Consider the following 14,471-nt stretch of genomic DNA (forward strand, 5'->3'; position numbering starts at 1 on the left):
CGCACACGACGCGCACAGTCCGGGAGCCGCCCCATGACCTCAGCGAACCCCTCGCCGCTCTGGCAACCCGACCCGGGCCGTATCGCCCAGTCACAGATCACCCGATTCCAGACCTGGGCGGCCGAGCACCACGGAGCCCCCGCCGAGGGCGGGTACGCCGCTCTGCACCGCTGGTCCGTGGACGAACTGGACACGTTCTGGAAAGCCGTCACCGAGTGGTTCGACGTACGGTTCTCGACCCCCTACGCGCGCGTGCTGGGCGACCGCTCGATGCCGGGCGCACAGTGGTTCCCCGGAGCCACCCTCAACTACGCCGAGCACGCCCTGCGAGCGGCCGACACCCGAGCGGACGAACCCGCCCTCCTCCATGTCGACGAGACCCACGAACCGACCCCGGTCAGCTGGTCCGAACTGCGCCGCCAGGTCGGCTCCCTGGCCGCCGAACTCCGTGCCCTCGGCGTACGCCCGGGGGACCGCGTCAGCGGCTACCTCCCGAACGTGCCCCAGGCCGTCGTCGCCCTTCTCGCCACCGCGGCCGTCGGCGGCGTCTGGACGTCCTGCGCCCCCGACTTCGGCGCCCGCAGCGTCCTCGACCGCTTCCAGCAGGTCGAACCCGTCGTCCTGTTCACCGTCGACGGCTACCGCTACGGCGGCAAGGAGCACGACCGCCGCGACACCGTCGCCGAACTGCGCCGCGAACTGCCCACCCTGCGCGCCGTCGTCCACATCCCGCTGCTCGGCACCGAACCCCCCGAGGGCGCCCTGGAATGGTCGGCCCTCACATCGGCGGACGTGACACCCCTCTACGAAGAGGTCCCTTTCGACCACCCCCTGTGGGTGCTCTACTCCTCCGGCACGACCGGCCTCCCCAAAGCCATCGTCCAGTCCCAGGGCGGCATCCTCGTCGAGCACCTCAAGCAGCTCGGCCTCCACTGCGACCTGGGGCCCGAGGACCGCTTCTTCTGGTACACGTCCACCGGCTGGATGATGTGGAACTTCCTTGTCTCCGGCCTCCTGACGGGCACCACGATCGTCCTGTACGACGGCAGCCCGGGCTACCCGGACACCGCCGCCCAGTGGCGTATCGCCGAACGCACCGGCGCCACCCTCTACGGCACCTCGGCGGCATACGTCATGGCCTGCCGGAAGGCGGGCGTCCACCCCTCCCGTGACTTCGACCTCTCCCGCGTCCAGTGCGTCGCCACCACCGGCTCGCCCCTGCCGCCCGACGGATTCCGCTGGCTGCACGACGAGGTGCGCGAGGACCTGTGGATCGCCTCCGTCAGCGGCGGCACCGACGTGTGTTCCTGCTTCGCCGGAGCCGTGCCCACCCTCCCGGTCCACGTCGGCGAACTCCAGGCACCCGGCCTCGGCACCGACCTCCAGTCCTGGGACCCCAGCGGCGAACCCCTCATCGACGAGGTCGGCGAACTCGTCGTCACCAACCCCATGCCGTCGATGCCCATCCGCTTCTGGAACGACCCCGACGGCAGCCGCTACCACGACAGCTACTTCGACACGTACCCCGGAGTGTGGCGCCACGGCGACTGGATCACCGTCACCTCACGCGGCTCCGTCGTCATCCACGGCCGCTCGGACTCCACCCTCAACCGCCAGGGCGTCCGCATGGGTTCGGCCGACATCTACGAAGCCGTGGAGCGGCTCCCCGAGATCCGAGAGTCCCTCGTCATCGGCATCGAACTGCCCGACGGCGGCTACTGGATGCCCCTCTTCGTCCACCTCGCTCCAGGAGCCGAACTCGACGACGCCCTCCTGAACCGCATCAAGCAGACGATCCGCGAGCAACTCTCCCCCCGCCACATCCCCGACGAGGTCATCGAGGTACCCGGAGTCCCGCACACCCTCACCGGCAAGCGCATCGAGGTCCCGGTCAAACGCCTACTCCAGGGCACCCCCTTGGAAAAGGCGGTCAACCCCGGCTCCATCGACAACCTCGACCTGCTCCGCTTCTACGAGGAACTGGCCCGCAAACGAGCCTGACCAACCCCATACGCCAGCGCCGCCTCGGGCGTGCTCCCCACGTCCGAGGGGCGTTGTCAGTGCCGCCGATTACTGTGAGTGAGCATTGATCGACTGCACGCAGGGGGAAAAATGGCACACACCCAGCACCAGACCATGCGACGCGTCCTGCGCCGTGAAATCGCCGGAACCATCGGCCTGTTGACCGACGAGCAGGACTTCACCGCGATGCGGCGGCGCTACCGCACCTTCACCTTCGACAACCACGCGAGCTATCTCCAGCAGGTGGAAGCCCTGCTCCGAACCCTCGCCTCCCAGGGCGGCCACACCACGGTGGCACTCTTCGACCCCGAGGAGTACGCGGAATTCTGCGCCGAACACGGCCTGGAACCCGACACACCGTCCAGCCGCACCCGATTCACCGCGGAACTCGCCGCGACAGGCGCAACCGTCCCGTACGAGGGCCAGCCCCTCGACCACCTCGTCCCGAACCTCATCGACGAAGCCGTCCGCCAGGCCACTTGGGAGTACGCGACTACGCTGCTTTCCCGCATCGGCACCTGCGCGTCCTGCGGCGAGGACATCGGCCGAGTCGCCTTCGTACGCGCCTCCGACCTGCTCGTCCGCATCCTCGACGCCTCGGGCCCTGGCGAGCGCCACCTCGTGTGCAGCGTCTCCACGGAGCCCGAAACACTCGTAGCGGTCCTCCGGGCCGACGACGACCAGCACGGAACACCCCACCTGGACGAGTCCGAGGCACTCGAGTTCACCACCGTCCTCGCACTGGGCATCGCCACCCAGAGCCCCGGTGGCCTGGTCATGCGCGTCGGCACCCCCGACACGACCGACCGTGTCTACGGCTGGCGCCTGCGCGGCGAAGGCCTGGAACCGCTCACCGCCGGCGAGGTCTTCGACGCCTACTGCACCGACGTCGTCTCCGGCGACCTCGTCTCCCCGGAATCGGGCGTCGACTACTGCGCACCGCCCGACCTGGGGGAGGAAGGACCCACGACACGGCACAGGCACTGAACACACGAGGGGCGCCCCACTCTCAGGTGGGGCGCCCCTCGATCACGGCCGATCAGCGACAACGGCACACGGCACCGCCGGCTGACGGCACCGACTACTCGCCGGACAGCACCGCCTGGGCCGCCGTGCGCGCTTCCTCGGCACTGTCGCAGGCACGCGCGGCCGCCGCGGCACGCTCGCACTGCGCCAGCGTGTACTTGGCCAGCGTCGCGCGGACATAGGGAATCGACGCGGCACCCATGGAGAGAGAGGTGACACCGAGACCGGTCAGCACACACGCGAGCAGCGGGTCCGAAGCGGCCTCGCCGCAGACACCGCAGCTCTTGCCCTCGGCCTTGGCCGCCTCGGCGGACAGCGCGACCAGGTCGAGCAGCGCGGGCTGCCACGGATCCTGCAGCCGGGACACGGCACCCACCTGGCGGTCGGCGGCGAAGGTGTACTGCGCGAGGTCGTTGGTCCCCAGCGACAGGAACTCGACCTCCTGCAGGATCGACCGCGCCCGCAGAGCGGCCGACGGAATCTCGACCATGGCACCGAACTTCGCCCGCAGACCCGCCTCACGGCACGCGTCGGCGAACGCCTTGGCGTCGGCACGGTCCGCGACCATCGGCGCCATCACCTCGAGGTAGACAGGCAGTCCCTCGGAAGCCTTCGCGAGCGCCGTCAGCTGCGTCCGCAGCACATCGGGGTGGTCGAGCAGCGAGCGGAGCCCGCGCACGCCCAGCGCCGGGTTCGGCTCGTCGGCCGGCGTCAGGAAGTCGAGCGGCTTGTCGGCGCCCGCATCGAGCACCCGCACCACGACCCGCCCTTCGGGGAAGGCCTCCAGCACCGTGCGATACGCCTCGACCTGCTTCTCCTCCGACGGCGCGTTCTTGCTGTCGTCAAGAAAGAGGAACTCGGTACGGAACAGACCCACGCCCTCGGCACCGGCCGCGACCGCCGCGGGAACGTCCGCGGGACCGCCGACATTGGCCAGCAGCGGCACCTTGTGCCCGTCCGAGGTGGCACCGGGCCCGGTCGAGGCGCCCAGCGCGGCCTTGCGCGCAGCGGCCGCGGCCTCCATCTCGGCCTTCTTCTCCGCACTCGGATTCACGAAGATCTCGCCGGTGCTGCCGTCCACGGCGACCAGCGTGCCCTCGGCAAGCTCCCCCGCGCCCGGCAGCGCCACCACGGCGGGAACACCGAGCGCCCGAGCCAGGATCGCGCTGTGGCTGGTCGGCCCACCCTCCTCGGTGACGAAACCGAGGACCAGCGTCGGGTCCAACAGAGCGGTGTCGGCGGGTGCGAGGTCACGAGCGATGAGGACGTACGGCTCGTCGCTGTCCGGCACACCCGGCATCGGCACACCGAGGAGCCGGGCGACGATACGGTTCCGCACGTCGTCGAGGTCCGCCACACGACCGGCGAGGTACTCACCGGCATTCGCCAGCAGCGCGCGGTACGAGGCGAACGCGTCGTACACCCCGCGCTCCGCCGTGCTCCCGACCGCGATACGCCGCTCGACATCGGCCATGAGCTCCGGGTCCTGGGCCATCATGGCCTGGGCCTCGAGAACGGCCTGGGCCTCGCCGCCCGCCAGATTGCCGCGTGCCATCAGGTCGGCCGCAACGGCTTCGACGGCCTTGCGGGCGCGCCCCTGTTCGCGCTCCGCGTCCTCCGTCGGTATCTGCTTGGCAGGCGGCTCCAGCACCGCCGTTCCCATGTGCCGAACCTCGCCGATCGCCACACCGTGGCTCACGCCGACGCCTCGCAGCGTTGTCTCCATGTCACCGTCTCCGATAGAGCGGCGGGTCCCGCCGCCGCGATGGTTGTCGTGCCTGCTGTTCATGACGGCAGGGAAGTCAGTGCCAGCCGAAGAGAGCGTCGCCAGCCTTCACGTCCGCGTCAACGCTGACATCGGAGAGGGACTCGGCTGTGGCTTCGAGTGCCACGATGGGGCAGATGGGGGACTTGCCGGCGGCCTCGACGGCAGCCGGGTCCCAGCGCACCACGGACTGGCCGCGCTGCACGGTGTCGCCCTTGTTGACGAGCAGCTCGAAGCCCTCGCCGTTGAGCTGAACGGTGTCGATACCGAGGTGCGTCAGCACTCCGTGCCCCTCTTCGTCGACGATGACGAAGGCGTGAGGGTGGAGCGAGACAACAACGCCGTCGATGGGGGCGACGGCCGCCGAGGCCTCCCGGACGGGGTCGATCGCGGTGCCGGGGCCCACCATGGCTCCGGAGAAGACCGGATCAGGTACAGCTGTGAGTCCGATGGTGCGTCCTGCAAGAGGGGACGTCACGGTGGTCATGGGAAGCCTCCCAGGGGCGGAGATGCATATGGGCCGTCGCTGCCTGTCCTGGACGGCGCACTGCTCAGCAGCGTAAGTCATATGAAGTGCCGGTTCCGCACGAGAGGACCCGGTTGGCGACCGTAGAGCGCGGCACAAACGATTTGCACGCGCTCCGCAGCCGCATGTAGAGTCGTACACCTGCTTGAGGCCGAGTGACGCGACCAAGCGTCCTTGCCTGGCAGCATCCAACTTGTCGGATCCTATCTCGGGGTCTGGTTCTGCATGTCCGCAGAACCGTGGTCAGAGAGACGGAAAATCACTGATAGAGTTTGGAACACCGAAGGGAAGCGCCCAGAGGAAAGCCACGAGAGATTATCTCGGGTGAGTACGAAGGAAGCGTCCGTTCCTTGAGAACTCAACAGCGTGCCAAAAATCAACGCCAGATATGTTGATACCCCGTCTCCGGTCGTCATGGCCGAAGATGAGGTTCCTTTGAAAAAGTCCTGCCGGGCATGGTTCCGGCAGGCGCACAGCGAGGACGCAGTGAACGACTAGTCTTATTCCGGCTGGTTGTTCCGCTCTCGTGGTGTTCTCCCGATTACGGGAATACATTCACGGAGAGTTTGATCCTGGCTCAGGACGAACGCTGGCGGCGTGCTTAACACATGCAAGTCGAACGATGAAGCCCTTCGGGGTGGATTAGTGGCGAACGGGTGAGTAACACGTGGGCAATCTGCCCTTCACTCTGGGACAAGCCCTGGAAACGGGGTCTAATACCGGATAACACTCCTGCAGGCATCTGTGGGGGTTGAAAGCTCCGGCGGTGAAGGATGAGCCCGCGGCCTATCAGCTTGTTGGTGAGGTAGAAGCTCACCAAGGCGACGACGGGTAGCCGGCCTGAGAGGGCGACCGGCCACACTGGGACTGAGACACGGCCCAGACTCCTACGGGAGGCAGCAGTGGGGAATATTGCACAATGGGCGAAAGCCTGATGCAGCGACGCCGCGTGAGGGATGACGGCCTTCGGGTTGTAAACCTCTTTCAGCAGGGAAGAAGCGAAAGTGACGGTACCTGCAGAAGAAGCGCCGGCTAACTACGTGCCAGCAGCCGCGGTAATACGTAGGGCGCAAGCGTTGTCCGGAATTATTGGGCGTAAAGAGCTCGTAGGCGGTCTGTCGCGTCGGATGTGAAAGCCCGGGGCTTAACCCCGGGTCTGCATTCGATACGGGCAGACTAGAGTGTGGTAGGGGAGATCGGAATTCCTGGTGTAGCGGTGAAATGCGCAGATATCAGGAGGAACACCGGTGGCGAAGGCGGATCTCTGGGCCATTACTGACGCTGAGGAGCGAAAGCGTGGGGAGCGAACAGGATTAGATACCCTGGTAGTCCACGCCGTAAACGGTGGGAACTAGGTGTTGGCGACATTCCACGTCGTCGGTGCCGCAGCTAACGCATTAAGTTCCCCGCCTGGGGAGTACGGCCGCAAGGCTAAAACTCAAAGGAATTGACGGGGGCCCGCACAAGCAGCGGAGCATGTGGCTTAATTCGACGCAACGCGAAGAACCTTACCAAGGCTTGACATCGCCCGGAAAGCATCAGAGATGGTGCCCCCCTTGTGGTCGGGTGACAGGTGGTGCATGGCTGTCGTCAGCTCGTGTCGTGAGATGTTGGGTTAAGTCCCGCAACGAGCGCAACCCTTGTTCTGTGTTGCCAGCAACCTCTTCGGAGGGTTGGGGACTCACAGGAGACTGCCGGGGTCAACTCGGAGGAAGGTGGGGACGACGTCAAGTCATCATGCCCCTTATGTCTTGGGCTGCACACGTGCTACAATGGCAGGTACAATGAGCTGCGATGTCGCAAGGCGGAGCGAATCTCAAAAAGCCTGTCTCAGTTCGGATTGGGGTCTGCAACTCGACCCCATGAAGTCGGAGTTGCTAGTAATCGCAGATCAGCATTGCTGCGGTGAATACGTTCCCGGGCCTTGTACACACCGCCCGTCACGTCACGAAAGTCGGTAACACCCGAAGCCGGTGGCCCAACCCCCTTGTGGGGAGGGAGCTGTCGAAGGTGGGACTGGCGATTGGGACGAAGTCGTAACAAGGTAGCCGTACCGGAAGGTGCGGCTGGATCACCTCCTTTCTAAGGAGCATCTAGGCCGCCAAGTTCTGCTTGGTGGTCCAGGGCCATTACGTCGGCACACGTCCGACGGTGGTTGCTCAAGGGTGGAACGTTGATTATTCGGCCGGTTCACGAGCCGGAGGCTTGCAAGTACTGCCCTCGTAAGAGGGTGTGGAAAGCATGATCTCTGGGCGGGAGCCGGCTGGGCACGCTGTTGGGTGTCTGAGGGTACGGACCTTGTGTCTGGATCTTCAGTGCCGGCCCCGGTACAGCATCGCGTGAGCGGTGTGTGACGGGTGGTTGGTCGTTGTTTGAGAACTGCACAGTGGACGCGAGCATCTGTGGCCAAGTTTTTAAGGGCGCACGGTGGATGCCTTGGTACCAGGAACCGATGAAGGACGTGGGAGGCCACGATAGTCCCCGGGGAGCCGTCAACCAGGCTTTGATCCGGGGGTTTCCGAATGGGGAAACCCGGCAGTCGTCATGGGCTGTCACCCACATCTGAACACATAGGGTGTGTGGAGGGAACGCGGGGAAGTGAAACATCTCAGTACCCGCAGGAAGAGAAAACAACCGTGATTCCGGGAGTAGTGGCGAGCGAAACCGGATGAGGCCAAACCGTATACGTGTGAGACCCGGCAGGGGTTGCGTGTACGGGGTTGTGGGATCTCTCTTTCACAGTCTGCCGGCTGTGAGACGAGTCAGAAACCGTTGGTGTAGGCGAAGGACATGCGAAAGGTCCGGCGTAGAGGGTAAGACCCCGTAGTCGAAACATCAACGGCTCGTTTGAGAGACACCCAAGTAGCACGGGGCCCGAGAAATCCCGTGTGAATCTGGCGGGACCACCCGCTAAGCCTAAATATTCCCTGGTGACCGATAGCGGATAGTACCGTGAGGGAATGGTGAAAAGTACCGCGGGAGCGGAGTGAAATAGTACCTGAAACCGTGTGCCTACAAGCCGTGGGAGCGTCGCTCATCAAGTTTACTTGGTGGGTCGTGACTGCGTGCCTTTTGAAGAATGAGCCTGCGAGTTTGCGGTGTGTTGCGAGGTTAACCCGTGTGGGGAAGCCGTAGCGAAAGCGAGTCCGAACAGGGCGATATAGTAGCGCGCTCAAGACCCGAAGCGGAGTGATCTAGCCATGGGCAGGTTGAAGCGGCTGTAAGAGGTCGTGGAGGACCGAACCCACCAGGGTTGAAAACCTGGGGGATGACCTGTGGTTAGGGGTGAAAGGCCAATCAAACTCCGTGATAGCTGGTTCTCCCCGAAATGCATTTAGGTGCAGCGTCGTGTGTTTCTTGCCGGAGGTAGAGCACTGGATAGGCGATGGGCCCTACCGGGTTACTGACCTTAGCCAAACTCCGAATGCCGGTAAGTGAGAGCACGGCAGTGAGACTGTGGGGGATAAGCTCCATGGTCGAGAGGGAAACAGCCCAGAGCATCGACTAAGGCCCCTAAGCGTACGCTAAGTGGGAAAGGATGTGGAGTCGCAGAGACAACCAGGAGGTTGGCTTAGAAGCAGCCACCCTTGAAAGAGTGCGTAATAGCTCACTGGTCTAGTGATTCCGCGCCGACAATGTAGCGGGGCTCAAGCGTACCGCCGAAGTCGTGTCATTCGTACACATATCCCCAACGGGAGTACGGATGGGTAGGGGAGCGTCGTGTGCCGGGTGAAGCCGCAGCGGAAGCTAGTGGTGGACGGTTCACGAGTGAGAATGCAGGCATGAGTAGCGATACACACGTGAGAAACGTGTGCGCCGATTGACTAAGGGTTCCTGGGTCAAGCTGATCTGCCCAGGGTAAGTCGGGACCTAAGGCGAGGCCGACAGGCGTAGTCGATGGATAACCGGTTGATATTCCGGTACCCGCTGTGAAGCGTCAAACATTGAACCAGGCGATGCTAAGTCCGTGAAGCCGCCCTGGAGCCTTCGGGCAAAGGGGAGTGGTGGAGCCGACGGACCAGACCTGTAGTAGGTGAGTGATGGGGTGACGCAGGAAGGTAGTCCAGCCCGGGCGGTGGTTGTCCCGGGGTAAGGGTGTAGGCCGAGTGGTAGGTAAATCCGCTACTCATCAAGGCTGAGACCTGATGCCGAGCCGATTGTGGTGAAGTGGATGATCCTATGCTGTCGAGAAAAGCCTCTAGCGAGTTTCATGGCGGCCCGTACCCTAAACCGACTCAGGTGGTCAGGTAGAGAATACCGAGGCGTTCGGGTGAACTATGGTTAAGGAACTCGGCAAAATGCCCCCGTAACTTCGGGAGAAGGGGGGCCATCACTGGTGATCGGATTTACTCCGTGAGCTGGGGGTGGCCGCAGAGACCAGCGAGAAGCGACTGTTTACTAAAAACACAGGTCCGTGCGAAGCCGTAAGGCGATGTATACGGACTGACGCCTGCCCGGTGCTGGAACGTTAAGGGGACCGGTTAGTGCACTTTCGGGTGTGCGAAGCTGAGAACTTAAGCGCCAGTAAACGGCGGTGGTAACTATAACCATCCTAAGGTAGCGAAATTCCTTGTCGGGTAAGTTCCGACCTGCACGAATGGCGTAACGACTTCTCGACTGTCTCAACCATAGGCCCGGTGAAATTGCACTACGAGTAAAGATGCTCGTTTCGCGCAGCAGGACGGAAAGACCCCGGGACCTTTACTACAGTTTGATATTGGTGTTCGGTTCGGCTTGTGTAGGATAGCTGGGAGACTGTGAAGTCATGGCGCCAGCCATGGTGGAGTCGTCGTTGAAATACCAGTCTGGTCGTGCTGGATGTCTAACCTGGGTCCGTGATCCGGATCAGGGACAGTGTCTGATGGGTAGTTTAACTGGGGCGGTTGCCTCCTAAAGAGTAACGGAGGCGCCCAAAGGTTCCCTCAGCCTGGTTGGCAATCAGGTGTTGAGTGTAAGTGCACAAGGGAGCTTGACTGTGAGACCGACGGGTCGAGCAGGGACGAAAGTCGGGACTAGTGATCCGGCGGTGGCTTGTGGAAGCGCCGTCGCTCAACGGATAAAAGGTACCCCGGGGATAACAGGCTGATCTTCCCCAAGAGTCCATATCGACGGGATGGTTTGGCACCTCGATGTCGGCTCGTCGCATCCTGGGGCTGGAGTCGGTCCCAAGGGTTGGGCTGTTCGCCCATTAAAGCGGTACGCGAGCTGGGTTTAGAACGTCGTGAGACAGTTCGGTCCCTATCCGCTGTGCGCGTAGGAATATTGAGAAGGGCTGTCCCTAGTACGAGAGGACCGGGACGGACGAACCTCTGGTGTGCCAGTTGTCCTGCCAAGGGCATGGCTGGTTGGCTACGTTCGGGAGGGATAACCGCTGAAAGCATCTAAGCGGGAAGCCTGCTTCGAGATGAGTATTCCCACCAACTAGATTGGTTAAGGCTCCCAGTAGACGACTGGGTTGATAGGCCGGATGTGGAAGCCCTGTAAGGGGTGAAGCTGACTGGTACTAATAGGCCGAGGGCTTGTCCTCAGTTGCTCGCGTCCACTGTGTCAGTTCTGAAATAACGAACGACACGTCTCCCCTCCTGGGCCACAGGGGGGTTGAGGCACCGGTTCAGAATTTCATAGTGTTTCGGTGGTCATAGCGTGAGGGAAACGCCCGGTTACATTCCGAACCCGGAAGCTAAGCCTTACAGCGCCGATGGTACTGCAGGGGGGACCCTGTGGGAGAGTAGGACACCGCCGAACTCCTTTTAGAGCTCCGGTTCTTGGACTTTCAGTCCAAGAACCGGAGCTTTTTTGTTTTCCAGGACGCCGGCCGAACCCCCTCCGCGCTGCGGGCAGATGCCTGAGGGTAAGGTCAGGGGGCATCGTTGGCACGTTCCCACAGGAGGCCCCCGGGTGGAGGTCCAGGAGACCCGCGTCCAGACAGACCGGGTCCTCACCATCCCGAACATCCTCAGCATGGCGCGTCTCGCAGGCGTGCCGCTGTTCCTGTGGCTGATCCTCAGGCCGGAGTTCGGCGGTCCCCAGAGTGACGGCTGGGCACTCCTGGTGCTCATGCTGAGCGGCATCAGCGACTATTTGGACGGCAAGCTGGCCCGTCGCTGGAACCAGATCAGCAGCCTCGGCCGGCTGCTGGACCCCGCGGCCGACCGTCTCTACATTCTGTCGACTCTCGTCGGGCTCACCTGGCGCGAGATTCTGCCGCTCTGGCTGACAAGCGTCCTGCTGGCGCGTGAGCTGCTTCTCCTGGTGATGGTGGGCATCCTCAGGCGGCACGGCTATCCGCCACCGCAGGTGAACTTCCTTGGGAAGGCTGCTACGTTCAACCTGATGTACGCCTTCCCGTTGCTGCTGCTCAGTGACGGAAGTGGATGGCTTGCGTCACTCGCTGCTATTTTCGGATGGGCGTTCGCGGGATGGGGTACAACGCTCTACTGGTGGGCAGGGATCCTCTACGTGGTTCAGGTCCGCCGCCTTGTCCGCGCGGACACCATGGCCGATTGAGCTCGCCGAATGGGCGGCCGTTAGTGGCCTCTGATGGCCCGCAAGCAGAATGTGCGGGACAATCTGACGGGTGAAGTCGGCTAGACCGTCGTCTCTTCAAGGAGGACGCTTCCGACATGAAGGCCGTCGTGATGGCCGGAGGTGAAGGCACACGCCTTCGCCCCATGACCTCAAGCATGCCCAAGCCGCTCCTGCCCGTGGCCAATCGCCCGATCATGGAGCATGTGCTGCGGCTGCTCAAGCGGCATGGGCTCAACGAGACCGTCGTTACTGTCCAGTTCCTGGCCTCTCTCGTCAAGAACTACTTCGGTGACGGTGAAGAGCTCGGTATGGAGCTCACCTATGCCAATGAGGAGAAGCCACTCGGTACTGCCGGCAGTGTCAAGAACGCCGAGGAAGCGCTGAAGGACGACACCTTCCTCGTGATCTCCGGTGATGCTCTGACCGACTTCGATCTCACTGATCTGATCAATTTCCACAAGGAAAAGGGTGCGCTGGTCACCGTCTGTCTGACCCGTGTCCCGAATCCGCTGGAATTCGGTATCACCATCGTGGACGAGGAAGGCAAGGTCGAGCGCTTTCTCGAGAAGCCCACCTGGGGCCAGGTTTTCTCGGACACCGTGAACACCGGTATCTACGTCATGGAGCCAGAGGTATTCGACTATGTCGAGGCCGATGTCTCCGTCGACTGGTCCGGCGATGTCTTCCCTCAGCTGATGAAGGAGGGCAAGCCGATCTACGGCTATATCGCCGAGGGCTACTGGGAGGACGTGGGCACGCACGAGAGCTATGTGAAGGCGCAGGCCGATGTCCTGGAGGGCAAGGTCGACGTCGAGCTCGACGGCTTCGAGATCTCGCCCGGGGTCTGGGTCGCGGAGGGTGCCGAAGTACACCCCGACGCCGTGCTGCGAGGCCCGCTCTACATCGGGGACTACGCCAAGGTCGAGGCCGACGTCGAAATCCGCGAGCACACCGTCGTGGGTTCCAACGTCGTCGTCAAGACCGGGGCGTTTCTGCACAAGGCCGTGCTGCACGACAACGTGTACATCGGCCAGCACAGCAATCTGCGCGGTTGTGTCATCGGGAAGAACACCGACATCATGCGGGCCGCGCGCATCGAGGACGGCGCCGTCATCGGTGACGAGTGCCTGGTCGGTGAAGAATCGATCGTTCAGGGCAATGTGCGGGTCTATCCGTTCAAGACCATCGAGGCCGGCGCCTTCGTCAATACGTCGGTCATCTGGGAGTCCAGGGGCCAGGCCCATCTCTTCGGAGCCCGCGGAGTCTCCGGGATCCTGAACGTGGAGATCACGCCCGAGCTCGCCGTACGCCTCGCGGGTGCGTATGCGACGACGCTCAAGAAGGGCTCGACCGTCACGACCGCCCGTGACCACTCGCGTGGCGCGCGTGCGCTCAAGAGGGCGGTCATCTCGGCGCTGCAGGCCAGCGCCATCGACGTACGGGACCTGGAGAACGTGCCGCTGCCGGTGGCGCGGCAGCAGACCGCGCGGGGCAGTGCCGGCGGGATCATGATCCGGACGACGCCCGGGGTTCCCGACTCCGTCGACATCATGTTCTTCGACGGGCGCGGGGCGGACCTGTCGCAGGGGAGCCAGCGGAAGCTGGACCGGGTGTTCGCGCGGCAGGAGTACCGGCGTGCTTTCCCGGGCGAGATCGGGGACCTGCACTTCCCGGCCAGCGTCTTCGACTCGTACACCGGTTCTCTGCTGCGGAATGTGGACAACACCGGGGTCGCCGAGTCAGGGCTCAAGGTGGTCGTGGACGCGTCGAACGGTAGTGCCGGGCTGGTGCTGCCCAGCCTTCTGGGCAAGCTCGGGGTCGATTCGTTGACCATCAATCCCGGTCTCGACGAGTCGCGGCCCACGGAGACCGCGGATGCCCGCAGGTCGGGGATGGTGCGGCTCGGAGAGATCGTGGCGTCCGCGCGCGCCGCGTTCGGGGTGCGGTTCGACCCGGTGGGCGAGCGGTTGTCGCTCGTCGACGAGAAGGGGCGGATCATCGAGGACGACCGGGCTCTGCTGGTCATGCTCGACCTGGTGGCCGCCGAACGGCGTAGCGGGCGGGTGGCGTTGCCCGTGACCACCACGAGGATCGCCGAGCAGGTGGCGGCGTACCACGGGACCCAGGTCGACTGGACGACGACGTCGCCGGACGATCTGACGCGCGTGGGGCGCGAGGAGTCGACGATCTTCGGAGGCGACGGGCGCGGTGGCTTCATCGTGCCGGAGTTCAGCAGCGTCTTCGACGGCACGGCGGCCTTCGTACGGCTCATCGGGCTGGTGGCGCGGACGCAGCTCACTCTCAGCCAGATCGACGCCCGGATTCCCCGGGCGCACGTCCTCAAGCGCGATCTCGCGACTCCCTGGGCGGTCAAGGGGCTTGTGATGCGGCGCGTGGTCGAAGCGGCCGGCGACCGGTTCGTGGACACGACCGACGGCGTACGAGTGGTGGAGACCGACGGGCGCTGGGTGATGGTTCTTCCGGACCGGGCGGAGGCGGTCACGCATCTGTGGGCCGAAGGGCCCGACGACGCGTCCGCGCAGGCCCTGCTCGACGAGTGGTCGTCGGTGGTGGACAGCGCCGGTCGCTGAGCTGCACGCGCGC

6 protein-coding genes and 3 rRNA genes are annotated in these 14,471 nt (G+C 63.9%); 7 read left to right on the forward strand and 2 right to left on the reverse strand.

What is annotated here, in order from left to right:
- Window positions 1-33 precede the first annotated feature (33 nt).
- Window positions 34-2,001 (forward strand): acetoacetate--CoA ligase, encoded by a 1,968-nt coding sequence (locus JEQ17_RS38920; RefSeq protein WP_200399621.1) that lies wholly within the window; start codon window positions 34-36, stop codon window positions 1,999-2,001.
- A 111-nt stretch (window positions 2,002-2,112) separates the two neighbouring features.
- Window positions 2,113-3,009: a hypothetical protein gene (locus JEQ17_RS38925; RefSeq protein ID WP_200399622.1), complete on the forward strand. Its 897-nt coding sequence runs from the start codon at window positions 2,113-2,115 to the stop codon at window positions 3,007-3,009.
- Between the two features lie 94 nt (window positions 3,010-3,103).
- Here the strand turns inward: JEQ17_RS38925 and ptsP are convergent, their stop codons facing one another.
- Both ptsP and JEQ17_RS38935 read right to left on the reverse strand, forming a co-directional pair.
- The gene (gene ptsP, locus JEQ17_RS38930; RefSeq protein WP_200401945.1) at window positions 3,104-4,774 is read right to left on the reverse strand and encodes a phosphoenolpyruvate--protein phosphotransferase; all 1,671 of its coding nucleotides are present in this window, start codon (window positions 4,772-4,774) and stop codon (window positions 3,104-3,106) included.
- 76 nt (window positions 4,775-4,850) lie between these two features.
- Window positions 4,851-5,300, reverse strand: a complete 450-nt coding sequence (locus tag JEQ17_RS38935) for a PTS sugar transporter subunit IIA (protein ID WP_200399623.1) — start codon at window positions 5,298-5,300, stop codon at window positions 4,851-4,853.
- 593 nt (window positions 5,301-5,893) lie between these two features.
- Here JEQ17_RS38935 and JEQ17_RS38940 point away from each other — a divergent pair.
- The 5 genes from JEQ17_RS38940 (at window position 5,894) to JEQ17_RS38960 (ending at window position 14,458) form a co-directional block, all read left to right on the forward strand.
- A 16S ribosomal RNA gene (locus JEQ17_RS38940) occupies window positions 5,894-7,421 on the forward strand.
- Window positions 7,422-7,743: 322 nt separating this feature from the next.
- Window positions 7,744-10,866: ribosomal RNA gene (locus JEQ17_RS38945) — 23S ribosomal RNA — on the forward strand.
- A 101-nt stretch (window positions 10,867-10,967) separates the two neighbouring features.
- Window positions 10,968-11,084, forward strand: a 5S ribosomal RNA gene (gene rrf / locus JEQ17_RS38950).
- Together the 16S, 23S and 5S rRNA genes form the textbook arrangement of a ribosomal RNA operon.
- Window positions 11,085-11,237: 153 nt before the next feature.
- On the forward strand, window positions 11,238-11,846 hold the full coding sequence (locus tag JEQ17_RS38955) for a CDP-alcohol phosphatidyltransferase family protein (RefSeq protein WP_200399624.1): 609 nt from the start codon (window positions 11,238-11,240) through the stop codon (window positions 11,844-11,846).
- 116 nt (window positions 11,847-11,962) lie between these two features.
- Window positions 11,963-14,458, forward strand: coding sequence for a mannose-1-phosphate guanyltransferase (locus JEQ17_RS38960; RefSeq protein ID WP_200399625.1), 2,496 nt, complete (start codon window positions 11,963-11,965; stop codon window positions 14,456-14,458).
- The last annotated feature ends 13 nt before the right edge of the window (window positions 14,459-14,471 follow it).

The organism is Streptomyces liliifuscus (assembly GCF_016598615.1).
GTDB classification, from domain to species: Bacteria; Actinomycetota; Actinomycetes; order Streptomycetales; family Streptomycetaceae; genus Streptomyces; species Streptomyces liliifuscus.